20 protein-coding genes and 1 pseudogene are annotated in these 25,877 nt (G+C 70.6%); 7 read left to right on the top strand and 14 right to left on the bottom strand.

Annotated elements, in window-relative coordinates; genetic code table 11:
- Positions 1-17: 17 nt before the first annotated feature.
- A complete protein-coding gene (locus DMB66_RS16785) occupies positions 18-3,557 on the bottom strand; it encodes a ThuA domain-containing protein (protein ID WP_125805007.1) in 3,540 nt (1,179 codons plus the stop codon).
- Between the two features lie 441 nt (positions 3,558-3,998).
- Between DMB66_RS16785 and DMB66_RS16780 the strand changes: the two genes are divergently transcribed.
- Genes DMB66_RS16780 through DMB66_RS16760 form a run of 5 tightly spaced genes read left to right on the top strand, consistent with a single transcriptional unit; the run spans position 3,999 to position 9,519 of the window.
- Positions 3,999-5,510 carry a sugar ABC transporter ATP-binding protein gene (locus DMB66_RS16780; protein ID WP_233624608.1) on the top strand — a complete coding sequence of 504 codons (1,512 nt, stop codon included), beginning with the start codon at positions 3,999-4,001 and terminating at the stop codon, positions 5,508-5,510.
- Positions 5,510-6,484, top strand: a complete 975-nt coding sequence (locus tag DMB66_RS16775) for an ABC transporter permease (RefSeq protein WP_125805006.1) — start codon at positions 5,510-5,512, stop codon at positions 6,482-6,484. The genes DMB66_RS16780 and DMB66_RS16775 overlap by 1 nt, the downstream gene beginning before the upstream one ends.
- A 2-nt stretch (positions 6,485-6,486) precedes the next feature.
- The gene (locus tag DMB66_RS16770; protein WP_125805005.1) at positions 6,487-7,470 is read left to right on the top strand and encodes an ABC transporter permease; all 984 of its coding nucleotides are present in this window, start codon (positions 6,487-6,489) and stop codon (positions 7,468-7,470) included.
- 9 nt (positions 7,471-7,479) lie between these two features.
- Positions 7,480-8,664 (top strand): substrate-binding domain-containing protein, encoded by a 1,185-nt coding sequence (locus DMB66_RS16765; protein ID WP_233624605.1) that lies wholly within the window; start codon positions 7,480-7,482, stop codon positions 8,662-8,664.
- Positions 8,665-8,667: 3 nt separating this feature from the next.
- Positions 8,668-9,519, top strand: a complete 852-nt coding sequence (locus tag DMB66_RS16760; protein WP_125805004.1) for a sugar phosphate isomerase/epimerase — start codon at positions 8,668-8,670, stop codon at positions 9,517-9,519.
- 21 nt (positions 9,520-9,540) lie between these two features.
- Here the strand turns inward: DMB66_RS16760 and DMB66_RS16755 are convergent, their stop codons facing one another.
- Positions 9,541-10,203 carry a response regulator transcription factor gene (locus tag DMB66_RS16755; protein WP_125805003.1) on the bottom strand — a complete coding sequence of 221 codons (663 nt, stop codon included), beginning with the start codon at positions 10,201-10,203 and terminating at the stop codon, positions 9,541-9,543.
- 376 nt (positions 10,204-10,579) lie between these two features.
- Here DMB66_RS16755 and DMB66_RS16750 point away from each other — a divergent pair, with 376 nt between their 5' ends.
- The gene (locus DMB66_RS16750; protein WP_125805002.1) at positions 10,580-11,935 is read left to right on the top strand and encodes a ferric reductase-like transmembrane domain-containing protein; all 1,356 of its coding nucleotides are present in this window, start codon (positions 10,580-10,582) and stop codon (positions 11,933-11,935) included.
- A gap of 25 nt (positions 11,936-11,960) precedes the next feature.
- Here DMB66_RS16750 and DMB66_RS16745 read toward each other — a convergent pair whose 3' ends face one another.
- From DMB66_RS16745 to DMB66_RS16735, 3 genes are all read right to left on the bottom strand, one after another.
- Positions 11,961-13,304 (bottom strand): jacalin-like lectin, encoded by a 1,344-nt coding sequence (locus tag DMB66_RS16745; protein WP_125805001.1) that lies wholly within the window; start codon positions 13,302-13,304, stop codon positions 11,961-11,963.
- 190 nt (positions 13,305-13,494) lie between these two features.
- On the bottom strand, positions 13,495-14,085 hold the full coding sequence (locus tag DMB66_RS16740; protein WP_125805000.1) for a hypothetical protein: 591 nt from the start codon (positions 14,083-14,085) through the stop codon (positions 13,495-13,497).
- A gap of 207 nt (positions 14,086-14,292) precedes the next feature.
- The gene (locus tag DMB66_RS16735) at positions 14,293-14,730 is read right to left on the bottom strand and encodes a hypothetical protein (RefSeq protein ID WP_125804999.1); all 438 of its coding nucleotides are present in this window, start codon (positions 14,728-14,730) and stop codon (positions 14,293-14,295) included.
- Here DMB66_RS16735 and DMB66_RS16730 point away from each other — a divergent pair.
- Positions 14,729-15,778, top strand: coding sequence for an LCP family protein (locus tag DMB66_RS16730; RefSeq protein ID WP_199752411.1), 1,050 nt, complete (start codon positions 14,729-14,731; stop codon positions 15,776-15,778). The genes DMB66_RS16735 and DMB66_RS16730 overlap by 2 nt on opposite strands.
- 76 nt (positions 15,779-15,854) lie before the next feature.
- Here DMB66_RS16730 and DMB66_RS16725 read toward each other — a convergent pair whose 3' ends face one another.
- From DMB66_RS16725 to DMB66_RS16690, 9 genes and pseudogenes are all read right to left on the bottom strand, one after another.
- Positions 15,855-16,865, bottom strand: a complete 1,011-nt coding sequence (locus DMB66_RS16725; RefSeq protein WP_125804998.1) for a glycoside hydrolase family 11 protein — start codon at positions 16,863-16,865, stop codon at positions 15,855-15,857.
- A 473-nt stretch (positions 16,866-17,338) separates the two neighbouring features.
- Positions 17,339-18,382 carry a Gfo/Idh/MocA family protein gene (locus DMB66_RS16720; RefSeq protein ID WP_125804997.1) on the bottom strand — a complete coding sequence of 348 codons (1,044 nt, stop codon included), beginning with the start codon at positions 18,380-18,382 and terminating at the stop codon, positions 17,339-17,341.
- Positions 18,379-19,383, bottom strand: a complete 1,005-nt coding sequence (locus DMB66_RS16715) for an ABC transporter permease (protein ID WP_125804996.1) — start codon at positions 19,381-19,383, stop codon at positions 18,379-18,381. The genes DMB66_RS16720 and DMB66_RS16715 overlap by 4 nt, the downstream gene beginning before the upstream one ends.
- Positions 19,384-19,468: 85 nt before the next feature.
- Positions 19,469-20,428, bottom strand: coding sequence for an ABC transporter permease (locus DMB66_RS16710; protein WP_125804995.1), 960 nt, complete (start codon positions 20,426-20,428; stop codon positions 19,469-19,471).
- Complete coding sequence (locus tag DMB66_RS16705) at positions 20,421-21,962, bottom strand: sugar ABC transporter ATP-binding protein (RefSeq protein ID WP_125804994.1); 1,542 nt, start codon at positions 21,960-21,962, stop codon at positions 20,421-20,423. The genes DMB66_RS16710 and DMB66_RS16705 overlap by 8 nt, the downstream gene beginning before the upstream one ends.
- Before the next feature lie 78 nt (positions 21,963-22,040).
- On the bottom strand, positions 22,041-23,120 hold the full coding sequence (locus tag DMB66_RS16700; RefSeq protein WP_125804993.1) for an ABC transporter substrate-binding protein: 1,080 nt from the start codon (positions 23,118-23,120) through the stop codon (positions 22,041-22,043).
- A gap of 197 nt (positions 23,121-23,317) precedes the next feature.
- Positions 23,318-23,959, bottom strand: coding sequence for a DeoR/GlpR family DNA-binding transcription regulator (locus DMB66_RS16695; protein WP_199752409.1), 642 nt, complete (start codon positions 23,957-23,959; stop codon positions 23,318-23,320).
- Positions 23,960-23,972: 13 nt separating this feature from the next.
- Positions 23,973-24,122, bottom strand: a pseudogene (locus DMB66_RS65880) (DeoR family transcriptional regulator); the annotation flags it as partial.
- Between the two features lie 42 nt (positions 24,123-24,164).
- The gene (locus DMB66_RS16690; RefSeq protein WP_125804992.1) at positions 24,165-25,616 is read right to left on the bottom strand and encodes a rhamnulokinase family protein; all 1,452 of its coding nucleotides are present in this window, start codon (positions 25,614-25,616) and stop codon (positions 24,165-24,167) included.
- Between the last annotated feature and the right edge of the window lie 261 nt (positions 25,617-25,877).

The raw sequence follows: 25,877 nt of genomic DNA, 5'->3' as shown, positions 1-25,877 counted from the left end.
TGACGTGGGGGAGCGGGCTAGGCCAGGGTGAAGCGCCACTGCTGGTTGGTTCCGCTGTGGCAGCCCCACTGCAGGAGGCGTGCGCCGTCGGTTGTCGCGCCGCCGTTGACGTCGACGCACAGCCCGCTGGGGACGCTCTTGACCGTGTACACGCCGGTGGTGGTCGGGGTGACGAGGAACTTCTGCGGGTTGCCGTTGTTGCACGTGGACTGTTGCAGGAACGCGCCCTGGGCGGTGGAGCCGCCGATCACCTCGGCACACTTGCCGCTGTGCAGGGCCTTCAGGTAGACCGCGCCGCCACCCGCGTCGACGGCCTGCCATTTCTGGTTGTTGCCCCCGGTGGCGGCCCACTGGACGACCTGGGCTCCGTCGCCGGTGGACACGCCGCTGACGTCCATGAGCTTGCCGCTGTGCTGGGCCGTGACGGTCCAGGTCCGGCCGGCCACGTCACCCGGATCGGGCGTGCCGGTTCCGCCGAAGACGAACGAGTCGAGGTCGAACAGGCTGGCCGAGGAGCCCTTGAACACCATGTACAGCGTGTGAGTTCCGGAGAGGGCGGCGGTGTTGACCGCCGGCGTGGACTGATAGGTGTCCGCGCCGCCGGTGTTGGGCACCGGTGTGGTGGCCAGCAGTGTGCCGGTCGGTGAGTCGGCGCGGAGCTCGATCGATCCGCCGCTGGTCGTCGACGTCACCCGGTAGCTGACGTTGGAGACGCCGGAGAGGCTCATCGGGTTGAAGGCCACCCAGTCGCCGTTGGAGATGTCGGTGATCCGCTTGCCGCTCTCCGCGGCGGCCTGGTCGACGACCCGTATCCCGGACTGGCTGGTGTAGTACTCGGCCTGCTTGTGCTTCGGCTGCAGGGTCGCACGGTCGTACCCGGTGAGCGGTTCGGTGCCGCCGGGACCGCCGTCGTCGGTGTAACGGGCGTTGAGGACGTAGTACAGGTTGGCGCCGTCGGGGTGCCCGCCGAGCAGTTCCGTGTCGATGGTGCCCGAGCAGCCCCGGTAGTCGGTGGTCTCATGCTGGTGGTCGTCATGGCCGAGGGCGGGGTTGACCAGGACCTTGTTGCAGTCGATGGGCGCGCCGCCCGGGTCGGAGACGGTCACCGTGTACGGGACGCGGTCGCCGAAGTTGAGCATGGCGCCGTCGGTCGGGGCGGTGATGGTGACCACCGGCGCGACGTTCCCGACGGTGATCTGCACGTTGGCGAAAGCGGACCGGCCGGTGTTGTCGGTGACCTTCAGCTGTGCTGTGTAGCTGCCGTTGGCGGTGTAGGTGTGTGCCGGATTGGCCGCCGTGGACGTGCCGCCGTCGCCGAAGGTCCACAGGTAGCTCAGGGTGTTACCCGCGTCGGGGTCGGACGTGCCGGCGCTGCTGAACTGCACGGTCAGCGGCGCGTTCCCGGTGCTGGGGGTGCCGGTTGCCCGGACCACCGGAGCCCGCCCGCCGTGGATGTAGTCGATGCGGTAGAGGCCGGAGTCGTTGTTGCCGCCACCGAAGTTCGAGCCCCATTCGAGCAGGTACAGCGAGCCGTCCGGGCCGAACTCCATGTCCATCGGCTTGACGAAGTTGCCCGCGGGCAGGAACGGATTGGTGCGGGTGACCGCGGTCGCGGAGTCGAAGTGAACTTCCTTGATGTAGTTGCGGGTCCATTCGTAGAAGAGGTGGACGCCGTCGTAGTACGGCGGGAACTTCGTCGCGGACGGGTTCGCGGCGTTGTAGCGGTAGACCGGTCCGCCCATCGGGCCCGCGCCGTTGACGCCGAGCTCGGGGAACGTCGGTGAGGTGCCGTAGCCGTACCACATGTTCGGGGCGACGATCGGCTTGAGGCTGGTCAGGCCGGTGTTGTTGGGCGAGTTGTTGACCGGCGCGTTGCAGTTGAACTTCGCGCCGACGACGCCGGTGTCCGGATTGAACGGGGCGTAGGGCTGGTTGTCGCCGTGGCAGAACGGCCAGCCGTAGTTGCCCGGCGTCTTGATGACGTTGAGCTCGACGAGCCCTTCGGGGCCGCGGTTGGTCGTGGGGGCGCCCCGGTCGGGGCCGTAGTCGGCGAGGTAGACCCAGCCGTTGGCCGGATCGATGGAGAAGCGGAACGGGTTGCGGAAGCCCATCGCGTAGACCTCCGGGCGGGTCTGCGCCGTACCCTGCGGGTAGAGGTTTCCGGCCGGTACGGTGTAGCCGCCGCCGGCCGAGGGCCGGATCCGCAGCAGCTTGCCGCGCAGGTCGTTGGTGTTGCCGGCGGTGCGGGCGGCATCGAGATTGGCCTTGCCCGACCGCCAGTCCAGCGGGGCGTAGCCCTGCCAGTTGGCGTCGAGGTTGGGTGGGGTGTCGTCGCCGGTGCCGATGTAGAGGTTCCCGTCGGGTCCGAACTCGATGTATCCACCGGTGTGCCCCGGCTCCGGGAAGGTGCGGTCCCGGTACGCTGGGATGTCGATGATGGTGACCTGGCTGGACATGGTCAGCGTGTCACCGGTGAGCGTGAACCGGGACACCCGGTTGATGTCCGTCGCGCTGCTGGCCGGCGAGTGATACAGATACACGTAGCCGTTGCTGGCGAAGTCGGGGTCGAGCGCCAGCCCGGTGAGGCCGTCCTCGCCGCCGGTGTAGACGCTCAGCGTGCCGGCGGTGACGGTGCTGTTCGTGGCCGGTTTGAAGATCTTCACCTGGCCGCCTCGCTGCACGTAGAGCACCCGCCCGTCCGGAGCGACGGCGAGGGCCATCGGGTCGGCGGTGTTGTCGTCGAGCGTGCGCTTCTCGAAGTTGCTCCACACGGTGCCGCCGCAGTCCCCGGGTTCGTTGCCGGCAGCCCACTTGACGCCGCCCAGGACGTGGTTGCGGAAGTTGGTCTCGCTGTAGGACGCGATCGCGTGGCCCATGCCGGTGGCCCACACCCGGCCGCCGCCGGTGTTGCGGCACCAGGAGATCGGGTGATCGGCTCCCATCGCGCGGGGCCCGGGGTTGTAGGTGCGCTCGTCGGCGGTGACCAGGACGTGGACGTTGCCGCGCGGGTTCCGGTCGAAGTTGTACCACTCCTCGCTGCGGTTCCAGCGGTCCGGCAGGCCGGCCGTCGACGGATGCTTCTTGTCGGCGACGATGGCGGTGCCCGCCAGCACGCCGGGCGAGTGCTCGGGCATGTGCGCGCCGGCGTTGACGGTCTGGTCCCACCACGGGTATTCGGCCTCGATACCCATGTCGGTCGCGTTGTGGATGGCGACGATGCCCTTTCCGCCGGCCAGGAATCCCTCTACCGCCTGGCGCTGGGCCGCGGTGGTCCACACCATGCCCGAGGTCTGGAACATGACGAGCACGTCGAAGGTGGCCAGGTTCGCCGGGGTGAAGACGTTCGCGTCCTCGGAGTGGACCACTTCGAAGTTGTTGGCGGCGGCCTGCTCGGAGAACATGGCCACGCCGGCGGGGATCGAGTCGTGGCGGTAGCCGGAGGTCTTGGTGAACAACAGGGCGCGGAACGCTGGGGCCGCTGCCGCCGGTGGTACGGCGATCGCGAGCGACAGCAACAGGCCCGTGATCGCACCGATGATCAATGTGCTGCGACGCATGCCGTCTCCTCTGTCGGCGGGGGGACAACGAGGCTGAGACCACGGGCACGCGGGACTGCACCTCGGACGCGCCAGGCGTGCCGAAGACATGCGTGCGCCGGTCAGATCGTCATGCCGTCCGCCGAGACGGGCAGTCAGGTCCCTCCGGGATTTAACACAGCGTCACATAGAGTGGCTTCCATCCCGTGGTCTGCCCGGCTAGCATGCGACCGCGCATCGCCGGATGTCAATACGACCCTGGTGGGATCGATTCGATTACACATTTCCAGCAACCAAATCTCGGTGATCTGGGGGAACCGACGGGATTGCCAGACCGCTCCTGGCAATGGTTTCATCACGAACAGGAAATATTACGGCCGGAATCTCCACTGTTCACGGCCCGCGCAACCGATTCGACACCCGGCGGTTTGATCATTGCTGACTACGCACCGTAGGAGCCTCATGATGCGAGACGCGCCGTCATCGCCGCTTCTCGCGCTCAGGGGCATCGGCAAGTCGTTCCTCGGCGTGCGCGTCCTCGACGGGGTGGACCTCGACGTCCAGCCGGGTGAGGTGCACGCCATCGTCGGCGAGAACGGCGCCGGCAAGTCCACGCTCATGAAGATCGTGTCCGGGGTGTACGCGCCCGACGAGGGCATGATCGAGTTCGCCGGCGCGGCGCGGACGTCTCGCGGCCCGCGCGACGCCCAGCGGGCCGGCATCGGCATCGTGCACCAGGAGTTCAACCTGCTGCCCGAGCGCAGCGTCGCGGAGAACGTGTATCTGGGCCACGAACCCGTGCGTCGTGGGCTCGTCGACCGCAAGGCGATGCTCAGCCGCACCGCGGCGCTGCTGGCCTCGATCCGGGAAGGTTCGCTGCCACCCGGTGCCCGGGTGGGACACCTCGGCGTGGCGCGGCAGCAGGTCGTCGAGATCGTCAAGGCGCTCGCCCTCGACGCGCGGCTGCTCATCATGGACGAGCCCACCGCGGCCCTCGCCGGCAACGAGGTCGAGCAGCTCTACGCGCTCGTGCGGCGCCTGCAGCGGCGGGGGATCGGCGTGCTGTATGTCTCGCACCGGCTCAAGGAGGTCCTCGACCTGGCCGACCGGATCACCGTCCTCAAGGACGGTCGCCGGGTGACCACCCTGGACGCCGCAGACGCCAGCGCCGACCAGCTCGTCCGGCACATGGTCGGCCGGGAGCTGTCCAGCTACTACCCCGGCCGGGCGAGGCCGGACGAGCTCGGCCCGGTCCGGCTCACCGTCCGCGGTGCGGGCAACCGGCGGCTGCGCGGCGTCGACCTGCGATTGCGCGCCGGTGAGGTGCTCGGCGTCGGCGGCTTGCAGGGCTCAGGGCGGTCGGCGCTGGCGCGCGCCCTGTTCGGCGCCGCACCCTTCACCACGGGAGACGTCACGGTCGACGGGGCGCCGGTCCGGCTGCGCTCGCCGCGCGCCGCGATGCGTGCCGGCGTCGCCTACGTCACCGAGGACCGCAAGGGCGAGGGCATCGTCGGCGGCGGCTCGGTGCTCGACAACGCCTTGCTGGCCAGCCGTGCCGTTGTTCCCGCCTGGCGCGGCCGCGGTGCCCGCACCGCCCGGGTCCGCGAGCTGCTCGCCGCCGTCGACGTGCGTGCCGCCGGGGAGGACCAGGAGATCCGCTTCCTGTCCGGCGGCAACCAGCAGAAAGTCGTGCTGGCCCGATGGCTGGCGCTCGGCCCCGGCGTCCTGCTGTTCGACGAGCCGACCCGGGGCATCGATGTGGGCGCCAAGTCGGCGATCCACGATCTCGTCCGCCGGCTGGCCCGCGACGGCGCGGCCGTGCTGATGATCTCGTCCGAGCTGCCCGAGCTGCTCGGCATGAGCGACCGGCTCATCGTCATGCGCGACGGCCGGATCGCCGGCGTACTACCCGCGGGCGCGACCGAGGAAGACGTCCTCAGGCTGGCCCTCGGTGCCGTGCCGGAGGCGGCCTGATGAGCACCGCGCTCACCCTGCCGGCCAGGCGGACCGCGCCGGGCGTGTTCGTCGCCCTGGTCCTCACCCTGGCCGCCGGCTGGCTGGTCGTCACGATCGACGGCGGCCAGCTGTTCAGCCAGCCGACCACGGTGAGCCTGCTGCACGTCGCCGCCGGCCTCGGGCTGGTCGCCGTCGGCCAGACCCTGGTCATCATCGGCGGCTCGCTCGACCTGTCGGTGGCGTACGTGATCAGCCTCAGCACGCTGGTGGCGGCGGAGGCCATGGCCGGCAGCGACGGGGCGCTGCTGCCCGGTGCCGGCCTGGCGCTCGCGGTCAGCGCCGCGGTGGGGTTCGTCAATGGCCTGCTCGTCACCAAGGCACGGATCAACGCGTTCATCGCGACCGTCGGCGTCGGGCTGCTGCTCAAGGGCTACCTCGACAACGGCTACGACGGCCCGGCCGGCAACACCGCACCGGCCCTCGTGCAGAGCCTCGGCTACCAGCGCCTCGGCCCGGTGCCCCTGTCGTTCCTCCTGCTGCTCGCCGTCGCCGCCGCGGCCTGGTTCGTCCTGGCCCGGACGCGGTTCGGCCACCATCTGATCGCCGTCGGGGGTGACCCGGAGGTCGCCCGGCTCTCCGGCGTACGCAACGACCGCGTGCTGGTCACCGCCCATGTGCTTTGCTCGCTCTGCGCCGGGCTGGCCGGCATCTATCTGGCCAGCCGGCTCGGCTCGGGCGCGCCGCGGGTGGGCACCGAGGGGCTGTACGACCTGGAGTCGATCGCCGCGGTGGTCCTCGGCGGCACCGCCCTGGCCGGCGGGCGCGGCGGCGTCGCCGGCACGGTCGGTGGCGTGCTGCTGCTCGCCAGCGTCGACGCCATCTTCAACCAGCTCGAGGTCGACGCCTTCTTCAAACAGGTGATCCGCGGCGTGATCATCATCGCGGCCGTCGCCGTCTACGCCCGCCGGGCCCTGCGAAAGGCGGGGTCCTAGCCATGCGGACCGCCGAAGGCCGCAGGCCCGCGCTGCGGTTCCCGCGGGTCCACCCCGGCAGCGTCGTACCGATCCTCGTGGTCCTCGCGGTGTTGCTGGTTCTGCTCGGCCTCCGCCAGCCCGGCTTCCTCTCGCCGCCGTCGCTGATGTCGTTCCTCGGTCGCTCCGCGCCGATCATCCTGCTCGCCGCCGGCCAGTACTTCGTGATCGTCGCCGGCGAGTTCGACCTCTCGGTCGGCTCCCTGGTCACGGCGCAGGTCGTCGTCGCCGCCCGGCTCATCGACAGCGAGCCGTCCCGCACCTGGCCGGTCATCCTGCTGCTGCTCGGGTTCGGCGCTGCCACCGGCCTCGTCAACGGCCTGGTCACCACGCGGCTGCGGGTGCCCTCCTTCATCACCACCCTCGGCATGTTCCTGATCCTCGTCGGCGCCGTGTATCTGTGGTCGGACGGCGCCCCGAAGGGAGGGCTCTCCGAGGAGTTCCGCCGGTTCGGCCGCCGGGCGTTCGAGGACGTGGCCCTGGTGGGCCGCATTCCGTACGCGCTGCTCGTCCTGCTGGCCGCGGCGGGACTGGCCGTGCTGCTGACCCGGGCCGACTTCGGCCGTACCCTCGTGGCCGTCGGCGGCAACCCGCGGACCGCCGAGCTGAGCGGCGTGCGGGTCCGGCGTGCCAAGACCCTCGCCTTCGTCCTGAGTGGACTGGCGGCGGCGCTCGCGGCGATTCTCATCGGCGGATACAGCGGTGTCTCCTTCCAGGCCGGCGCCGGCCTGGAGTTCGGCGCCATCACCGCCGTGGTCCTCGGCGGCGTCGCTCTGGGCGGCGGCCGGGGCTCGGTCGCCGGCGCGATGCTCGGCGCGCTGACCCTCGAGACGCTCTTCGCGCTCATGAACTTCTACGGCGTCTCCGGCGCCCTCGAATCGACCGTCCAGGGCGCGATCATCCTGCTCGCCGTGGCGGTCTCGTCCGTGCGTTCCTCGTCAAGGTAAGGGGATTCCGTGAGACCTTCCATCGCCGCCCCGGCGCTCTGCGCTCTGCTGCTGCTCGCCGGCTGTGCCACCGACGAACCGACCACCGCCGCATCGAGCGCCGCGTCCGAGGCCGCCGGATCGGGCACCGGGGAGCAGTCGAAGTTCTTCGTGCGGGCCGACTACGACAAGGAGCTCGCGCTCCTCGGCGTCACCCCGGCCGGGCCGGCCGGCAAGCCCTGGGAACAGGCGCTCAGCCCGGCGGTGGTGGAGACCACGAAATTCAAGAAGCCCGGGCCGTACAAGATCTGCTTCTCCAACGCGGGCCTGAACAACCCATGGCGGCAGGTCGGCTTCAAGACCATGCAGGCCCAGGTCGACGCGTCCCGGAGCCAGATCAAGCAGTTCGTCCACGTCGACGCCGAGGGCAAGGACCAGAAGCAGATCGCGGACATCAACGATCTGCTCGGCAAGGGGTGCGACGCGCTCATCGTGTCGCCGAACACCACCGCGACCCTCACCCCGGCCGTCGAGGCCGCCTGCCGGAAGGGCCTGCCGGTCATCGTCTTCGACCGCGGCGTCGACTCCACCTGCCCGGTGACCTTCATCAACCCGATCGGCGGCTACGGCTTCGGCCACGTCGCGGCCGAGTTCGTCAGTCAGCAGATGAAGGCCGGGGGCAAGGTGCTCGCCCTGCGCATCCTGCCCGGCGTCGACGTGCTGGAGACGCGCTGGTCCGCGGCGAAGGCCGCGTTCGACAAGGCCGGTGTCAACGTGGTGGGCGTCGAGTTCACCGACGGCGACCCGGCCAAGACCAAGAAGATCGTCGACGACTACATCCAGCGGTACGGCACGATCGACGGGGTCTGGATGGACGCCGGGGCGGTCGCGGTCGCGGCGGTCGAGGCGTTTCTCGACGCGGGGCGGCCGGTGCCGCCGATCAACGGCGAGGACCAACTGGACTTCCTGCGGCTGTGGCGGGACAAGAAGCTCACCGCGATCGCCCCGACCTATCCCACCTATCAGTGGCGTACGCCGATCATCGCCGCGCTGCGCATCCTCAACGGTGAGAAGGTGTCCAGCCCCTGGAAGCTGCCGCAGCCGACCATCACACAGGACAACCTGGAGCAGTACATCGATGCGACCATGCCGCCGCTGCACTATGCGATGTGTGGCTGCGCGGACCTGCCCGGCTATCCGCAGCGCTGGAAATAGTCCGTGTACGCCATCGGCGTCAGCCCGTGGGTGTGGGCTTCGCCGGTTGACGACGAGGCCCTGGCCGAGCTGATCCCGCGGATCGCCGGGTTCGGCTTCGACGCGGTCGAGCTGCCGCTGGAGCAGCCCGGCGACTGGGACCCGGTCCGCACCCGCGACCTGCTGGCTTCCCATCACCTGGTAGCCGCCGGGGTCTGTGCGGTCACCCCACCCGGGCGCGAGCTCGTCGCCGCCCCGGCCGCCGTGGTCGCGTCGACCGTGGCGTACCTGAGGACCTGCGTCGACAACGCCGCCGTTCTCGGCGCGCCGAGCGTCGGCGGTCCCGTCTACGCCTCGGTGGGCAGGACCTGGCACATGTCGCCGGCGGCCCGGGTGGCCTGCTACCGGGAATTCCGCGAGGCCCTGTCGCCGGTGGCCGACTACGCCGGCGAGCGGGGCGTGAGCATCGGCGTGGAGGCGCTCAACCGCTACGAGACCAGCGTCGTCAACACCGTGGCGCAGGCGCTCGACCTGATCGACGGCCTGCCACCGAACGTCGGTCTCATGATCGACACCTATCACATGAACATCGAGGAGTCCGACCCCTACGCGGCCCTCGAGCTCGCCGGATCCCATATCAAACAGGTCCAGGTGAGCGGCACGGACCGGGGATCACCCGGCAAGGACCACTTCGACTGGCCCCGCTTCTTCGCTGCCCTGCGCACGACCGGCTACAGCGGTGCCCTCTGCATCGAGTCGTTCACCGCGCTGAACAAGACGATCGCCACCGCCGCCGCCATCTGGCGCCCCCTCGCCCCGTCGCAGGACCTGCTGGCGCTGGATGGCTTGACGTATCTCCGGGGAGTGGTCCGGTAACCCGGCCTGTCGCGCGCCGGTTCACCGGTCGCCGTTCCGGGGGCGGCGCAGCAGGCCGGCGCGTTCGGCGATCAGCGCGGCCCGCACCCGGTTGTCCACGCGGAGCTTGGTGAGGATCGTGCTGACGTGGTCCTTCACGGTGCCGGCGCTGAGGAACATGCGGCCGCCGATATCGCCGTTGGAGAGTCCCTCGGCGAGCAAGATCAGCGCCTCCCGCTCGCGCTCGGTCAGGCGGGCCACGGCGCGGACCGCGGACTCGTCCGTGCCGCCGTCCAGGAAGCCGTCGACCACGGTGCGGGTGACCTTCGACGACAGCACGGTGTCGCCGGTCGCCAGGGTCCGGACGAGATGCCCCAACTGCTCTGGGTCGGTGTCCTTGAGCAGGAACCCGGCCGCTCCGGCGCGCAGCGCGGCGGCCACGTACTCGTCGGTGTCGAACGTCGTCAGCATGGCGACGACCGGCGGTGCGGGCAGCTGCCGGATGCCCGCGAGGATGGTCAGCCCGTCGACGTCCGGCATCCGGATGTCGAGCAGGACGATGTCGGGCCGTAGCTCCCGCACGGCCTGCAGGGCCTGGCCCCCGGAGACGGCCGCGACGGTCTCGATACCGTCCGCGGCATCGAGGATGTGCTGGAAGCCCGTCCTGATCAGGGCCTCGTCGTCGACCACCAGTACTCGGATCATCCGTGATTCGTACCAGATCACCGACCGGCCGTGCGGGCGATCATCTCCCCCCGGCCGGCGGGGTCGGCTCCGGCCGGCCGATCAGAAGTACCCCGCCGACCGGCGGGTGCCGGCACCCCCGGACCGGCGGGATGCCCTCGGCCGAGGCCGCCTCCGCCGCACCGTGTCCGGCCGGCCGGCTGTCGGCCGCCCTGACCGAAGTCGCCCTGCTCAAAGCCCTGCCACCGTTCGCCGTGCGGCGCGATCCGCAGCTCCGCCGCGGCCCGTCACGCTCGGGAATCCCACCCGGACCGGGTGTCGTCCGGTTGTTGCGCGCTGATCTTTCTTCGGCTACCTCTATGGCACCGCCAGCACCGCGAACAGCGTGGAGATTCGGATGACCGCCGCGACTCGGCCCCAGGCACCTACCGCCACTACCACCGCCCGCACCGCTCACGTGACACTCTGGATCTTCCTGATCGCCAACCTCGCCGTCGTCGAGCTGATGCTGGCCACCGTCGTCAACCCCGCGTACAACCCGCTGCACGCGCTCGGCCGGTTCCTCGGCATGCACCTGGCCTTCGCGATGGCGCTGCAGCTGCTGCTGATCGCCCGGCTGCCGTTCCTCGACCGGCGGATCGGCATGGACAAGCTCACCGGCTGGCACCGCTGGACCGGCTTCACGATCTTCTGGCTGGCCCTGCTGCACCCCACGTTCGTCATCCTGGGCTTCGCCCGGTTCGACAAGGTCTCGTTCGGCACCGTGGCCGTCAACCTGAGCGGCCAGTTTCCCGTCGTGATCGGCCTGATCGCCGCCGGCCTGATCGTCGTCGTCGCCCTGCTCTCCGCGCGGGCCGCCCGGCGCCGCCTGTCCTACGAGGCCTGGCACACCATCCACCTGCTGGTCTACGCCGTGATCGTGCTCGGCCTCGTGCACCAGGTCTACGAGGGCAGCGCCTTCACCACCAACGCGTTCACCCAGCTGTACTGGTGGGGCCTGTGGACCTTCGCGATCGGCGCGCTGCTCGCCGGCCGCTTCCTCGTCCCGATCGTCCGCAACGCCCGCCACCGGTTGCGGGTCTCCGCGGTGGTGCCCGAGTCCGGCGACGTCGTCTCCGTCCACATCACCGGCCGGCGCCTCGACCGGCTGAACGCCAGCGCCGGCCAGTTCTTCCTCTGGCGCTTTCCCGGCCACAACCGCTGGTGGCAGGTCAACCCGTTCTCCCTGTCGGCCGCCCCGGACGGCCGCTCGCTGCGCCTGACCGCCAAGGGCATCGGCGCCACCAGCGCCGGCCTGCGCACCCTGCCGGTCGGCACCCGGGTCTTCGCTGAGGGCCCGTACGGCGCCTTCACCGCCGGCCGGCGCACCCGCGAGTCCACCGTGCTCATCGCGGGCGGGATCGGCGTGACACCGATCCGTGCCCTGCTCGAGGACCAGCGCCTCACCGGCGACATCGTCGTGCTCTACCGGGTGTCCACGCCGGAGTCGGCGGTCCTGCTGAGCGAGATGCAAAACCTCGCTTCCGTACGGGGAGCGCGCCTGCACCTGCTCACCGGCCGCACCGGCAGCGGCTCCCCGCCGAACCAGCCGTTCAGCCCGGAGAGCCTGCGCGACCTGGTCCCGGACATCACCGAACGCGACGTGTACGTCTGCGGGCCGGCGGCGATGACCGGCGCCGTGCTGCGCAGCCTGCGCGAGCTGAAGGTCCCGGCCCGGCAGCGGCACGCCGAGACCTTCCGGCTGGCCGGCTGAGGGATCGGGGAACGGCCCGGCAGGGCTACGGGATTGGGGTGTAGATGACGCCGAGCTGGTCGATCTCCGCGCCGGACCTGCCGTGGAATCCGCTGATCTGCCAGCCGGTGGGTGCGGTGTAGGTGACCGTGTTCGACGTCGTGGTGCCGCCGGCCAGGGTGCGCCCGAGGTCGGTCCCGAAGCGGGCGTAGAAGACGCGGGTGTGCCCGTTGCGCTGCGCCGTGTGCAGCGTCACCGAGGTGAGGTGCTCGCCCGCGCCCAGATTCAGGGTGTTCGGCGTGCCGCCCTGGCCGCCGTGGTCGTAGGACACCCCGTTCGCCATGGTGAGCCCGAGACCGTCCACTCGGGATCCCGCGCGCAGGCGCAACTGGCTGACCCGCTGGCCCGCGGGCACCACGGCGACGTCGGTGAACGGTGTGCCGTGCGGCCCGCCGAAGGTGTCGCTGAGCGAGAGGCCGGGGTTGAGGGACCAGCGGAAGTCGGCGGCGATCGGGTAGTGGTCGGAGAGCATCTTGTTGTCCGTGGTGCGGAAGGCGGCGTTCTCGTTGCGGTAGGAGTCGAGGGCGAGGGTGACGTACCGGTTGCCGCGGTAGAGGATCTTGTCGACGACCTCGCAGGCGTCGGTGACGGCGGCGTCGTCGCATCCCACTGTGGGGCTGCCGGCGGCCGGCGGCACCCCGCCGCGTTCCTCCTGGACCCAGGCGTCGGTCAGTCCGTTGGTGGCGAGCAGCTCGCGGATGTTGTCGTCGGCGCGGGTGTAGCGGGTGTTGGTGTCGCCCGCGACGACGACCGCGTTGCCGGCCGAGTTGGCCGCGATGAAGGTCGATATCTCGGTGATGTTGGCGCGCCGGGCTGCGAGGTCGGCGCTGGTGGTGCCGGCGTTGGGGTGCAGGTTGTAGAAGTCGATGAAGACCCCCTCGGCGATCCGTTCCCGTGACCAGGTGAGGCCCTTGGGCGTGAGGCAGTCGGTGCCGTTGCAGGCGTTCCACTTGTCGCGCGTGAGGTCGGAGTACGGGTAGTCGGACAGGGTGTTCAGGCCGTCGCCGAAGGGGACACCACCGCTGGTGGGCGTACGGAAGGGATGGGTGTCGTTGGCGTACAGGGAGGCGTGGTAGTTGAAGTCCTCCTGGACGTGCACGACGTCGTACGGCCTGATCCGCTGGGCGATGATCGGCGTGTTCGCCTGGGGGCTGCCGCTGGAGAGGCCTTCCGGCAGGCCGGCGATGTTGTAGCTGAGCACCGAGAAGGTTCCGCTGGAGGCGGGACCGGCCGCCGCCGGCGCGGCGGGGACCGCGACGGCGACTGCGGCTATCGCTGCCGCGACGCCGACTGTGACGGCCGGCGAGTGGAACAGGCGGAGAGGCTTCATCTGGTCTCCTTGACGGCTCGGGGATCGCGAGGGGAGGCTATCAAGGTAAGTGAATTTTTCTCAGAACTGTCCTCGGTCGGTGCCGCGCACCGCCTGATCGACCGCGACGCCAGGCGCAGCGGCGGTCCACGTTCAAACACCTCCGGACCGACGCCGGGGGCACGCGCCGCGCATGGCGGTGGGGTGCCGGCTATCGGCCCTTGCAGTAGCGGCTCAGTTCGTCCGCGGCGGACGGTGGAAGCGAGGTGAACTCGCCTCGCAGGAATTCCGAGCGCTGGTCGACGACGCGGACGGTGGCGGGCAGCATCCCCCAGGGCATGTCGGCCTCGATCGTCACCGTGGTCACTCCGGCCGGAAGGCAGTGACTGCCGGTCTCCGGGACGGCGCGCAGCAGGACTCCCGACGCCGAGACGTTGAGCACCTGCCCGCCGAACGGGATGCTGCGACCGGTGGGGTCTCCGGCGAACTCGGCGACGCCGACATACGGTCGACGTTCGTGACGACGGTGGCTCGAGCGGCGCTGGACGAGCGTGTCCGAGGCGTCGCCGATCAGCCGCAGCATGTCACCGCGAAGCTCGGCCTCGGCCCAGGCCGCACCGCTGGTGCAGACCAGCTCGACCAGGCCGGCGTGGCGTGCCGCCGGGTCTTCGAGGCTCATCACGGGGATGGCCGGCAGATCGCAGAGCAGTTTGGCCGAGATGTCGGCGAGCGTCACCATCGTGACCGCGGTTCCGTCGCTTCGGCGGAGGGTCAGCGAGCTGCCCGCGGGGACGAGAACCATTCGGCGCTCCTTGCCGGCCGATCCGGGTTACTGCGATCACCGTCATCGTGCCCGGGTCGGCGATCACACATCCCGGATCTCCGGAATCCCGGTCGAAATCTTCGCTCCTGCGGGCAGCGGAACCCGCGGGCGGTGACACCAGGTGACGCCCGGGGCCCGAGTGACGCGGTTGACGTGCCGGCCTCGCGCGGGGTCGCTGGGTGCGTCTCAGTCCGGGGACCGGTGTCGTCCCACGCTGGCCGGCCTGGAGACCACCGGTGCGGCGCCGGGCGGGCGCGCGGCCGGGTCTTCGCCGTCGGGCTCGGTGTCGATCCAGTCGGACGGGTTCTCGGCCACTTCGGTGCGCAGGTCCGACAGCCAGTGCTCCAGGTCGTCGCGCTGTGGGGCCGGGCCGGCAGCCGCGGTGCTGGGCGGTGGTGCGGGATTGTCGCTGGCGGTCATCGCGGGCGCGCTCCGATCGTTGGGGGTGCGGTCCGGATGCCGAGGATACCGGGGCGGTGCGAGGCGCCGGCGCCGTCGAAGGGCGGCTTCGGCGCAGGCCAGGTCCAAAGTGGCGGCCATCACCCGCGGGCCGCTGCTCGGCCGGGCGGGATGATCCGGCCGGCCGATGTTGATCCTTTCCCGGACCACTACGATCACCGCCATGCCCGTCGACCTTGAACCCGCAGCGGATGCTGCGAGTCAGCAGCCGGCCGTTGCGCCCCAACGGCGCCGGCGGCTGCGAAACCTGTTGATTCTCCTCATCGTCTTCGTGGTGCTGGCCGGCGGCGGCGCGCTCGCGGTGACGCTGTACGCGCGGGACATCGACGGCGACATCGCCCGGATCGAGGCATTCGACCAGGTTCCCCAGGAGGCCCGTCCGGCCAAGGAGACGGCGGCCGGCGACGCGATGAACTTCCTGATCCTGGGCAGTGACACCCGCGACCCCGAGACGACCGGCGGCTCGCGCAGCGACACCATCATCCTGCTGCACCTGCCGGCGGAGCGCTCCAGCGCCCAACTGGTGTCCATCCCCCGGGACACGTGGGTGCACGTACCGCGCAGCGCCGACGGCCGGCGCGGCAACACGGAGGCGAAGATCAACGCCGCGTTCGCCTGGGGCGGCACGCCGCTGATGGTGCAGACCGTCGAGGACTACACCGGTGTGCGGATCGACCACGTGCTGATGGTCGACTTCGCCGGTTTCAAGGACATCGTGGATGCGCTGGGCGGCGTGGAGATCGACGTCGAGGAGCCGTTCACCTCGACGCACTCCCTGAGCCCGGGCGGCGTCCGCAAGTTCAAGGACGGGCCGCAGACCATGGACGGGGCCACCGCACTGGACTACGCCCGCGAGCGGTACGCGTTCAAGGACGGCGACTTCGCCCGGATCCGGCACCAGCAGCAGGTGATCAAGGCGATCCTGAGCAAGGCCTCGTCCGGCGGCGTCCTGACCAGCCCCGGCCGGCTCAACTCGTTCCTGCGGGCCACCGCCGACGCGGTCTCCGTGGACAAGACGCTGAACATCTTCAGCATGGCCAGTGACCTGCGTGATCTGCGCGGCGAGAACCTGAGTTTCTACACCAGCCCGACCACCGGCACGGCCACCCGCGGCAACCAGAGCGTCGTGTTGCCGGACCGGGCGAAGGCCAAGGTGCTCTTCGACGCGGTCCGCCGCGACGACGTCGCGAAGATCGCCGCCACCGTCGAATAGCCGCATCCGGCCCACCCGCACCGCCTGGGGCGCGGCGACCTCGGTCGTCGCGCCCCAGGTGCGGTGTCGGGAGGTGTCAGCCGGTCTGGCAGGTGATCGTCGGCCAGTTCCAGTTGCCGTTGGCCATGATCGTCACCCCGAAGTTGTTGCCGCTGCCGTTCGGTCTGGCGGTGACGGTTCCGCTCGTGCCGCTCACGGCGGCGTTCCAGCTGTTCTGCACGCTCTGGCCGCCGCCCAGGCCCAGGGAGACGACCCAGCTGCTGGTGCCGCTGACCGCGACGTTGAGGTTGAACCGGTCGCTCCACTGCTGGCCGGCCGACAGCGTCGCGGTGCAGTTGCCGGGGTTCGAGGTCGGGCCGGTGGTGGGGCTGCCGCCGCCCTCTCTGACGGTGATGTCGGAGCTGCCGCTGCTCTGGTAGCCCTCGGTGGCCATGACCTGGTAGGCGTGGTTGGTGCCGAGGTTGAGGCCGGCCCGGGCCCAGGCGTCGAAGTGGGTGGCCGTGGTGATGGTGCCCGAGCTGCGCTTCTGCTGCCGGACGCTCCAGTACTGGTAGAACGTCTGGATGCCGTCGATCGAGGGCTGGTTGACCCGCTGGCTGCGCAGGATGTCGTAGGTGCCGCCGTCGGTGGTGACCGTGCCCAGCCGGGTGGCGCCGCTGCTTGGGTTGTAGCTGCCGAAGTTCTCCACGACGTAGTACTCGATGAGCGGGTTGCGCGTCCATCCGTACAGGGCGAGGTAGGTGTTGTTGTTGCCCGGGTTGTAGGTGCCCGAGTAACTGACCGTCCGGCGGGAGCCGGTGGCCCAGCCCTTGCCGCCGACCCAGTTGTTGGTGCTGCGGTCCCAGCTGCTGGAATACCGGCCGTCGGCGCGCAGCGTCATGCTGGCGTTGCCGCTGTCCTTCCAGAACGAGAAGTAGTACCCGTTGTGCGTACCGGTGGTGTTCGAGCTGACGGTCCGGTCGGCCTCGGCGTACGCGCTGGGGGCGGCGATCAGCGTGCCGCCGGCGGCCAGCACTGCGGCGCACACTGCGCCGAGGAGCAGCCGCATGCGGCCGCGCCTCCTCGGTTCGGTGGGGATGTCGTTCATGAGATTGCTTCCTCCTCATGACAGCTGGCGGGAGGCCAGCAGCGCGGCACGACCCTGGGGGTGTCGGTGGCGTACCACACGGCGACGGTGGGGCCGGTCGTCCTGCACGACCGAAGGGGAGTGGGTCGCGGTGGGTGGCATCGACGAGTATGAGTCGCGTCGATGGCGACGGTAGGGGGGCATCCGTCGATTTGTCAAAAACTTTCAGAAACATTCCGGAAACTTGGCCGCGACGGTGGCCGTCACGCCGAGTATTGAGCCAGGCCAGTAGTCCGTCCGGTCGATCGAGATCCGAGGCGATCGCATCGGAAGCGCGGATGACGGCCAGAGATCCGATGAGTGGTCGCGAAAGATCCGGACATCTTCCGGACGGCGGATCCGGCCGGCGGTGCGGGCACGACCCGGCCGGCACCTGCCCGCCACGGCCGGCGGGGGCGGGCACGACCCGCCGGCACGTGCCCGCCACCGGCCGGTCACTCCACCGTCGAGACCCGGGAACCGCTCTCGTACGCGCTGATGACCGCCTCGGCGAGCAGCAGCGCCCGCCGCCCGGCGCTGACGGGTACCGGCGGCGGGCCGCCCGCTCGCAGCGCGGCCAGCAGGTCGTCGACGTGCCGGTCGAAGGTCGCGTGGAAGCTGCGGTCGGTGTCGTTGAAGTACCCGGCCTGCCAGACCTGGGCGGTCTCGTTCTCGGCGCGCTGGAAGCTGTAGCGGCGGACGGTGTCGTCGATCAGGATCCGTCCCGCGGTGCCGTTGAGCTCGACCCGGTGGGTGTCCTGGTAGGCGTAGGACGAGTCGTACGAGCCGACCAGGCTGCCGACCGCGCCGTTGCCGAACCGGGCTCCCACGACGAGCGTCGACCAGCCGTGCCCGCTCGGCTCGGCCAGTTGCGCCACCACCGACTCGATCGGGCCGCAGAGGTGTTCCAGCAGGTCCAGGCCGTGGCACTGGGTCTCGATGAGGTTCGCGTGCGGGTGCCGGCTGGTGCCGGGTTCGCCGCCGAAGCGCCAGGTCGCGAACGTGAGCCGGCCGAGCTCACCCCGGTTGATCGCGGCGAGGGCAAGACGGACCGGCTTGGCGTACCGGTGATTGAAGTTGATCCCGACGAACAGGCCGGTGCGGGCCGCCTCGGTGATCAACGTGTCGGCCTCGTCCAGAGCGAACGCGAGGGGCTTCTCCAGCAGCAGCGGCACCCCGGCGCGGATCAGCTTCAGCGTCGGCTCGTAGTGGTGCTCGTTCGGCAGGCAGACCGAGACCAGGTCGGGCCGGCTCTGTTCGAGCATCTCGTCGAGGTCGACGTAGGGGGCCGTACCGAACTCGGCGGCCCGGGCCGCGGTCCGGGCCGGATCCCGGCCGACGACGGCGACCAGGCAGGTGTCGGCCCGGCCGGCGAACAGTTCCGCGTGCTGCCGGCCCCACCATTCGCCGGTGCCGACGACGGCGACCCGCACCGGCGCGGTGTCCGGGGAGCTGCGGGGCCGGACGACGCCCGGTGCGTATCGTGCGGCGGCGTTCATCGCATCCTCCGGCGGGTGAGACGGGACTGGATCAGCACCACGACGACGAGGAACGTGCCGCTGACGACCTGTTGGTAGTAGGTGGTGAGGGTGCCGATCTGGTTGATCAGGTTCTGAATGACCTTGAGCAGCAGGACCCCGGCGAGGGTCCCGCTGAGCGAGCCGGCGCCACCGGTGAGCAGCGTGCCGCCGATCACCACGGCGGCGATCGCCTCCAACTCGCGGCCCTCGCCGATGGTCGGCAGGCCGGACTGGGTCTGCGCGGCCACCAGGACCCCGGCGACGCCGGTGAGCAGCGCACTCAGCACGTAGACCAGGACCCGCACCCGGGCCACCGGCAACCCCATCAACTCGGCTGCCTCCTGGCTGTCGCCGATGGCGAACGTGGCCTGGCCGAACCGGGTCCGGTTGAGCACCAGGACACCGGCGGCGAAGGCCACCAGCGCGAACCAGACCGGCGCGCTGAGCCCGAGCCACCGGGCCTGGCCGAGCTGGGTGAGGGTCAGGTCGGCCGGGATGATGTACACCTTGTTGCCCTCGTCGGCGACGGCGAACGCCAGGCCGCGGGCGAAGAGCAGGGTGGCGAGCGTGACGATGAACGGCGCGATCCGGGCCCGGCCGATCAGCAGCCCGTTGACCAGCCCGATGGCGCCGCAGACGGCGAGGGGCAGCAGCACCGCGGTGAGGGTGCCCCACCGGGAGCCGTACGCGGTGAGCACCCCGCTGAGCGCGAGGAGCGACCCGACCGAGAGGTCGATGCCGCCGCTGAGGATGACGAAGGTCATGCCGGTCGCGATGAGCAGCAGGTATGAGCTGTCCAGGGCGATGTTGCCGAGGTTGCGGCCACTGGCGAAGCTGTCACCGAAGATCAGCGAACCGGCGAGGAGCACCAGGGCGAGCACGATCGGCGTGCCGGCCCGGTCGGGCCGCCACCACCACAGCAAGCGGGCGGCAGTTCTCGGCTCGACCCTGGTCGCGGTGGTGTCCTCGAGGGCGGTCATGGCAGTGCCTCCTTTGGCATGCCCTTCTGGCCCTTGCCTGCGAGGCCGTGGGCGGGTGCGGCTGGCTGCCGCTCGGTGCAGGCGGTCATGCCCTGCTCCGTCCACGTTGGACGTACACGGCGGCGACGATGATGCCCGCCTGGAGCATGCGGGCCGTCGAGTCCGGCAGGTCGTGCTGGATCACGGTGGCGGTGATCAGCTGCATCAACAGGGCTCCCATCAGCGTGCCCAGGATGCGCACCCGGCCGCCGGACAAGGGGGTGCCGCCGACGACGACGGCGGTGATCGCGCTGAGCTCGATGAGCAGCCCGACGAACGAGGGATCGCTGGCGCCCTGCCGGGCGGTGCTGATCACCCCGGCGGCGGCGGCCAGCACCCCGCTGATGACGTACACGGTGACCAGGGTGCGTCTGACCGGCAGGCCGGCCATGGTGGCCGCGGCGCGGTTGCCGCCGACGGCCAGCAGCCGCCGCCCGAACGCGGCCCGGTGCACCGCGACCGCCGCCGCGCCGGTCACCACCAGCACCAGCAGCACGCTGATCGGGATGCCGAGGACCGAGTCGCTGCCCAGCGCGCCGAGCACGGGGTCGAAGATCTCGGTCAGCCGGCCGTCGGCGAGCACCAGGGCCAGACCGCGGCAGGCGACCAGGGTGCCGAGGGTGGCGATGATGGGCTGCATGCGGGCGAACGCGACGAGCGAACCGTTGACGCTTCCGACGGCGGCACCGGCCAGCATGGCGATCGCGATGGCGGGCCAGGTGCCGTAGCCGAGGTACAGCGGCAGCAGCGCGGCGCTGATCGCCATGGTGGAGCCGACCGAGAGATCGATGCCCTCGGTGGCGATGACCAGGGCCATGCCGACGGCGACGATCGCCACCGGCACCACCTGCACCAGCTGCAGCCGCAGGTTGGCCACGGTGGCGAAGTGCGGCGTGAAGGCGAGGTTGAAGAGCAGCAGCAGGGCGATCGCGAGATACACGCCGCCGGCCTGGAGCAGGCCCACGATGTCCGGGCGGCGATGCCGGACGGTGACGGTGTCAGACATCGGCATTGTCCTCCGGCGCCCCGGACGCCTGGGCGATCGTGTGCATGATGTGGTCCTCGTTGACGTCGTCGCCGCGCAACATGCCGACGACGGCACCGTCGCGCAGCACGAGCACCCGCCCGGCGCCCTCGACGACCTCCTCCAGTTCCGAGGAGATGAGCAGGACGCCCAGGCCGAGCGCGGCGAGCTCGCTGATCAGCGACTGGATCTCGGCCTTGGCGCCGACGTCGATCCCGCGGGTCGGCTCGTCGAGAATGAGCACCTTGGGATGCAGGCAGAGCATCCGGGCCAGCAGGACCTTCTGCTGGTTGCCGCCGGACAGTTCACGGACCCGCTGATCGGGGCTCGACGCCTTGATCCGCAGCCGCTTGATGAACGTGTCCACGATCTCGTCCTGCCGGCGCCGGGAGACGAACCCCGCGGTGGTGAGCCTCGGCAACGCGGCCAGCACGATGTTGTCGCGAACGCTGAGTTCCCCGACGATCCCGGAGGACTTGCGGTCCTCGGGCACCATCCCGATTCCGCTGCGGATGGCGGCCGCCGGGTTCCAGCGCCGGGCGGAGGCGCCGTCGACGCTGACGGTTCCGGCGTCCAGCCCGTCGAGGCCGAAGATGGCCTTGGCGGTCTCGGTGCGGCCGGAGCCGAGCAGCCCGGCCAGGCCCACCACCTCGCCGGCGTGCACCTCGACGCTGACGCCGTCGAGCAGCGGGCGGCGGGTGAGCCCCTCGGCCCGCAGCACCGGCGTGCCGGTGACCTCGCGCTGCTGGTCGTCGAAGGTCGTCGCGCCGTGCCGGCGGATCTGGTCGACGTCGCGGCCCAGCATCGTGGCGACCAGCCGCAGCCTGGTGGTTCCGGCGACCGGGCCGGTATGCACCCGGCGCCCGTCGCGCAGGACGGTCACCCGGTCGCAGATCCGGAAGACCTCGTCGAGCTTGTGCGTCACGTAGAGCACCGCGACCTGCCGGCGGCGCAACAGCTCGACGACGTCGAGCAGGAGATCCACCTCGCGGGGCTCCAGCGACGAGGTCGGCTCGTCCATGATCACCACCCGGGCATCGGTGGACAGCGCCCGCGCGACGGCGATCATCTGCTGCACGCCGAGGCCGAGCTCGCCGAGCTTGCGCCGCACGTCGACGGCGATTCCGTAGCCCGCCAGGATGGTCCTGGCCTCGCGGTGCATGCGGCGGAAGTCGATGAGGCCGAACCGGTTGGTGGGTTCCCGGCCCAGGTACAGGTTGCCGGCGACACTGCGCATGGGCACCAGGTTGACCTCCTGGTAGATGGTGCTGATGCCGGCGGCCTGGGCGTCGCGGGGGTGCGCGAAGGTGGCCGGCTCGCCGAGATAGCGCACCTCGCCGTCGTCCGGCCGGTACACCCCGGTGATGAGCTTGATCAGCGTGGACTTGCCCGCGCCGTTCTCGCCGACCAGCGCGTGCACCTCGCCGGGGTGCAGTTCGAGGGAGACGTCGTGCAGGGCACGAACACCGGCGAAGTGTTTGCTCACCGAGCGGACGTCGATGGCGGATGTGGTCATTCGGGGGCCGCTCACTCTCCACGGGGTGGGCACCGGGGGGAGGGGCCGCACCCTCCCCCGGGTAGCCGAATTCGGGCGTCAGTAGGCGTTGGCGAGTTCGGACTTGGCGTTGTCCTTGGTGTATTCCTTGTCGGAGATGATGGTCTTCTCGACGACGCCCTTACCGCTGTAGAAGTCCTCGAGGGCCTGGAAGGCGAGCGGGCCGAAGCGCGGGTTCGACTCGATGACACCGGCGATCCAGCCGTCGAGGATGCCCTGGACGGCGCCCTTCGTACCGTCGATCGTGATGATCTTGACGTCGCCGGGCTTCTTGTCGGCTCCCTTGAGCGCCGCGACCGCGCCGAGCGCCATCTCGTCGTTCTCCGCGTAGATGGCGCCGATCTTGGGATTGGCCGAGATGAGCTGCTCGGTGACCTTCTGCCCCTTCTCCCGGGTGAAGTCGCCGGTCTGCTCCGCGACGACCTTCAGCTTGGAATTCTTGGCGGCCAGCTGGTCCTTGAAGCCCTTGGTGCGGTCGACCGTCACGTTGACTCCCGACGCGCCGAGCAGGATCGCGACCTCTCCCTGGTCGCCGGTCGCCGCGATCAGGGCGTCCGCGGCCCGCTGACCCTGCACGACGAAGTCGGAGCCGATCCAGCCGAGGTAGTCCTGGCAGGCCGTCTTGGTGGTGAGCAGCCGGTCGATGGTCATCACCGGCACCTTGGCGTCCTGGGCCGCCTTGAGCGCGGGGTCCAGGCCTTCCGAGTTGAGCGGCGAGATGATCAGCGCCTTGGCGCCCTGGGCGATCATGCCCTGGATGTCGGCGATCTCCTTGTTGAGGTCGGATTGCGCGTTGGTGGTGATGAGCTTGATCCCGCGCTTGGCCGCCTCGTCCTTGATGGACTGCGTCTCCGTGATCCGGAACGGATTGGCTTCCTTCTCCGACTGGGCGAAACCTACGGTGATGCTCTTCAGGTCGAGTTTCGGGACACCGCCGTTGTACCGCTCCGGCGTGCATCCGGTGGCCCCCGAGGTGGCCTGGACCTGTTGTGCTGCCGAACCGTTCGCGCTGGGGGTTTCGCCGCTGTCGGCGGCCTTGGTGCAGCCGGCCGCGAGGATGAGCGCGGCCGACGTGGCGCCGGCTGCGGCGGTGCGGATGAGCTGGCTGGGGCGAGGCATCGCTGGCGTCCCTTCACATGGGGGCATGGCGGACTAGGGCCCCGCGCGGCGAGGACAACAGCGCGGGTGCCAGAAGTTGAAAGGCTTTGACTCGAACTTGGGCAGATCGTAGCCACGTTGTGGCAACTGCTGTCAATAGCCGGATCGAAATGACCAGCGATGATCGAAATCGGCGACGAACGCGACGGCGGGCCGCGTTACGCGATCTGCACGTCGATTCCCTCGGCGCGCAGCCGGCGTACCACGTCGGGGTCCGCCGCGCCGTCGGTGATCAGCACGTCGATGCGCTCGCTCGGTACGGTCTGGCACATCGTGTCGTGGCCGAGCTTGGTGTGGTCGGCGAGCACGACGACCTGCTTGCCGGCGGCCGTCATCGCCTGATCGGTGGCGGCCGCGAAGACGTTGGGCGTGGTGAGGCCGCGCTCGGTGGTGACGCCGTCGCCGGAGAGGAACACCTGGGCGCCCCGCAGGCCCTGCAGGACCTGCTCGGTGATCGGGCCGACCATCGCGCCGATCGAACGGCGCAGCGCGCCGCCGACGAGCACGACGTCGATCTGCGGTGACCCGATGAGCTCCTGGGTCACCGGAATCGAGTTGGTCACCACGGTCAGGTGACTGATCCGGGTGAGCCGCCGGGCCAGGGCGGTGGTGGTGCGGCCCGGGCCGAGCAGCACGGCGCTTCCCGGCACGACGAGCGCGGCGGCGTGCGCCGCGATGGCCTCCCGCTCGGCGCGCGCCGGGTCGGGCGAGGCGCCGTCGGGGGGAGGCCGGCGGGAGGCTCCCGGCCGGCGCGGCGGCCGCGCCCGACGGCGCGGCCGGGGCGGGTAGCGGGCCGACACCGCCTCGCGTCGCCGCGAGCAGGCCGTCCGCCACCATCGAGCGCAGATCCCGGCGCACCGTGGACTCGGAGATCTCCAGCGCCTCGGCGAGCTCCCGGAACGAGGCGTAGCCCCGGTCACGAACCTGCTCCAACAGCCGTCGACGCCGCTCGGCGATCAGCACCGAGACACCTCCCCTGCCCGTACGTGGTCGATGCAGAATATGTCAGATCCTGTCATCGCTGTCGAGCAGGGTCAGGAAGCGAGCGTACGCGGCGTCGGTCGCGGCCGACGATCGAGGCTCGAACCGCCGCGGTGGCAGCGAGGCACGCACCACCTCCCGCACCTCGGCCAGCGAGGACAGCTCACCGGCCGCCCGCGCCTGGACCAGCAGGTTGCCGACGGCGGTGGCCTCCACCGGCCCGGCCAGCACCAGCCGGCCGGTCAGGTCGGCGGTCAGCTGGCACAACAACGGGTTCGCCGCCCCGCCCCCGACGATGTGCACGACATCGGCACGGCTGCCCGCCAGCGCCTCGGCGCGCTCCAGGGTCCACCGGTGCTTGCAGGCGAGGCTGTCCAGCACGCAGCGCACCATCGCGGCCCGGTCCGCCGGGACCGGCTCGGCGTTCGCCCGGCAGAGCTCGGCCAGCCGCGCCGGCATGTCGTCCGGCGCGATGAGGCAGGGCGCGTCCGGGTCGATCAGGGACCGGAACGCCGGTGCGGTGCCCGCAGTGGCGACGAGCTGGCCGTACGGCGGCGAGCCCCACGCCGCCCGGCAGCGCTGGAGCAGCCACAGGCCCGTCCCGTTGCGCAGGAACCGGATGGTGCCGTCGACTCCGGCCTCGTTGGAGAAGCCGGCCAGCCGCGCCGCGTCGGTCAGCACCGGGGCCGTGAGCTCCAGGCCGGCCAGCGACCAGGTGCCCGAGGAGATGTATCCGAAGCTGCCCGCCCCGGCCGGCACCGCGGCGACGGCCGAGGCGGTGTCGTGCCCCGCGACCGCCCACAGCGGCACCCGCTGGTCCGCCAGCAACGAACCGACCTGGGTGCCGGGCGCCACGACGTCGGCGCCGAACAGCCGGCCCGGTATGCCGAGCGCCTCGATGACGCCGGTCGCCCAGCGACGGGTGGCGACGTCGAGCAGCTGGCTGGTGCTCGCGATCGTCTGCTCGGTGACGAGCCGGCCGCTCAGCCAGTACCCGAACAGGTCGGGCAGCATGGCCAGCCGCTCGGCGACGGCCAGTTGCGGCGAGCCCTCCATCGCCACGAGCTGGCTGGTCGTGTTGATCGGCAAGGTCGCGGTGCCGGTGGTGCGGTACAGCAGCGCGGGATCGACCCGCTCGGCGACCAGCTTGGTGCTGGACTCCGTCCGCCGGTCGCGGTAATGCCACGGGTTGCCGATCAGCCGGCCGTCGCGGTCGAGCAGCGCGAAGTCGTTGCCCCACGCGTCGATGCCGATCCCGCCGACGCTGTCCCGGCCCCGGTCGGCCAGCGCCGCGGTCAGGCCCGCCGACATGTCCGCGAACAGCGCCAGCACGTCCCAGTGCAGCCCCTGGGGCAACGCCACCGGCCGGTTGGCGAACCGGTGCACCTCACGCACGTCCAGCCGACCCCCATCGAGCGTGCCGCGAAGCACGCGGCCGGTCTCGGCACCGAGGTCGACCGCCAGGAACACAGGCATCGCAAGAGCCTAGCCGCGACGGGCGGATCGGGCTCCGGTGTCCGGGCGCGGGTCGTGACGCGGACGGCGGGCCCAATCCTCGATTGATCCCATGAATACTTCCGAAAAGTCGAGGGGCACTCCACGCCAGATGGCCGTATTAAGGGCGAATAGGACAAGAAATGTTTCCGGCACGGTGCATTTCGAGTCGCGTCCGGCTCTAGACATTGGGTGAATCCGCGGATAGATTCCGCCTACCAACACGTCACAACACGTCATAGC

The sequence above is a fragment of the Actinoplanes sp. ATCC 53533 genome (genome assembly GCF_003947245.1).
Note: the sequence above shows the minus strand (reverse complement) of the source record. Positions and strands in the feature narration are given on the sequence as shown.

Coding starts and splice junctions, on each gene's coding strand:
- DMB66_RS16785 (WP_125805007.1), bottom strand. CDS start 3,557: ATGCGTCGCAGCACATTGATCATCGGTGCGATCACGGGCCTGTTGCTG.
- DMB66_RS16780 (WP_233624608.1), top strand. CDS start 3,999: ATGATGCGAGACGCGCCGTCATCGCCGCTTCTCGCGCTCAGGGGCATC.
- DMB66_RS16775 (WP_125805006.1), top strand. CDS start 5,510: ATGAGCACCGCGCTCACCCTGCCGGCCAGGCGGACCGCGCCGGGCGTG.
- DMB66_RS16770 (WP_125805005.1), top strand. CDS start 6,487: ATGCGGACCGCCGAAGGCCGCAGGCCCGCGCTGCGGTTCCCGCGGGTC.
- DMB66_RS16755 (WP_125805003.1), bottom strand. CDS start 10,203: ATGATCCGAGTACTGGTGGTCGACGACGAGGCCCTGATCAGGACGGGC.
- DMB66_RS16750 (WP_125805002.1), top strand. CDS start 10,580: ATGACCGCCGCGACTCGGCCCCAGGCACCTACCGCCACTACCACCGCC.
- DMB66_RS16745 (WP_125805001.1), bottom strand. CDS start 13,304: ATGAAGCCTCTCCGCCTGTTCCACTCGCCGGCCGTCACAGTCGGCGTC.
- DMB66_RS16740 (WP_125805000.1), bottom strand. CDS start 14,085: ATGGTTCTCGTCCCCGCGGGCAGCTCGCTGACCCTCCGCCGAAGCGAC.
- DMB66_RS16730 (WP_199752411.1), top strand. CDS start 14,729: ATGCCCGTCGACCTTGAACCCGCAGCGGATGCTGCGAGTCAGCAGCCG.
- DMB66_RS16735 (WP_125804999.1), bottom strand. CDS start 14,730: ATGGCGGTGATCGTAGTGGTCCGGGAAAGGATCAACATCGGCCGGCCG.
- DMB66_RS16725 (WP_125804998.1), bottom strand. CDS start 16,865: ATGAACGACATCCCCACCGAACCGAGGAGGCGCGGCCGCATGCGGCTG.
- DMB66_RS16720 (WP_125804997.1), bottom strand. CDS start 18,382: ATGAACGCCGCCGCACGATACGCACCGGGCGTCGTCCGGCCCCGCAGC.
- DMB66_RS16715 (WP_125804996.1), bottom strand. CDS start 19,383: ATGACCGCCCTCGAGGACACCACCGCGACCAGGGTCGAGCCGAGAACT.
- DMB66_RS16710 (WP_125804995.1), bottom strand. CDS start 20,428: ATGTCTGACACCGTCACCGTCCGGCATCGCCGCCCGGACATCGTGGGC.
- DMB66_RS16705 (WP_125804994.1), bottom strand. CDS start 21,962: ATGACCACATCCGCCATCGACGTCCGCTCGGTGAGCAAACACTTCGCC.
- DMB66_RS16700 (WP_125804993.1), bottom strand. CDS start 23,120: ATGCCTCGCCCCAGCCAGCTCATCCGCACCGCCGCAGCCGGCGCCACG.
- DMB66_RS16690 (WP_125804992.1), bottom strand. CDS start 25,616: ATGCCTGTGTTCCTGGCGGTCGACCTCGGTGCCGAGACCGGCCGCGTG.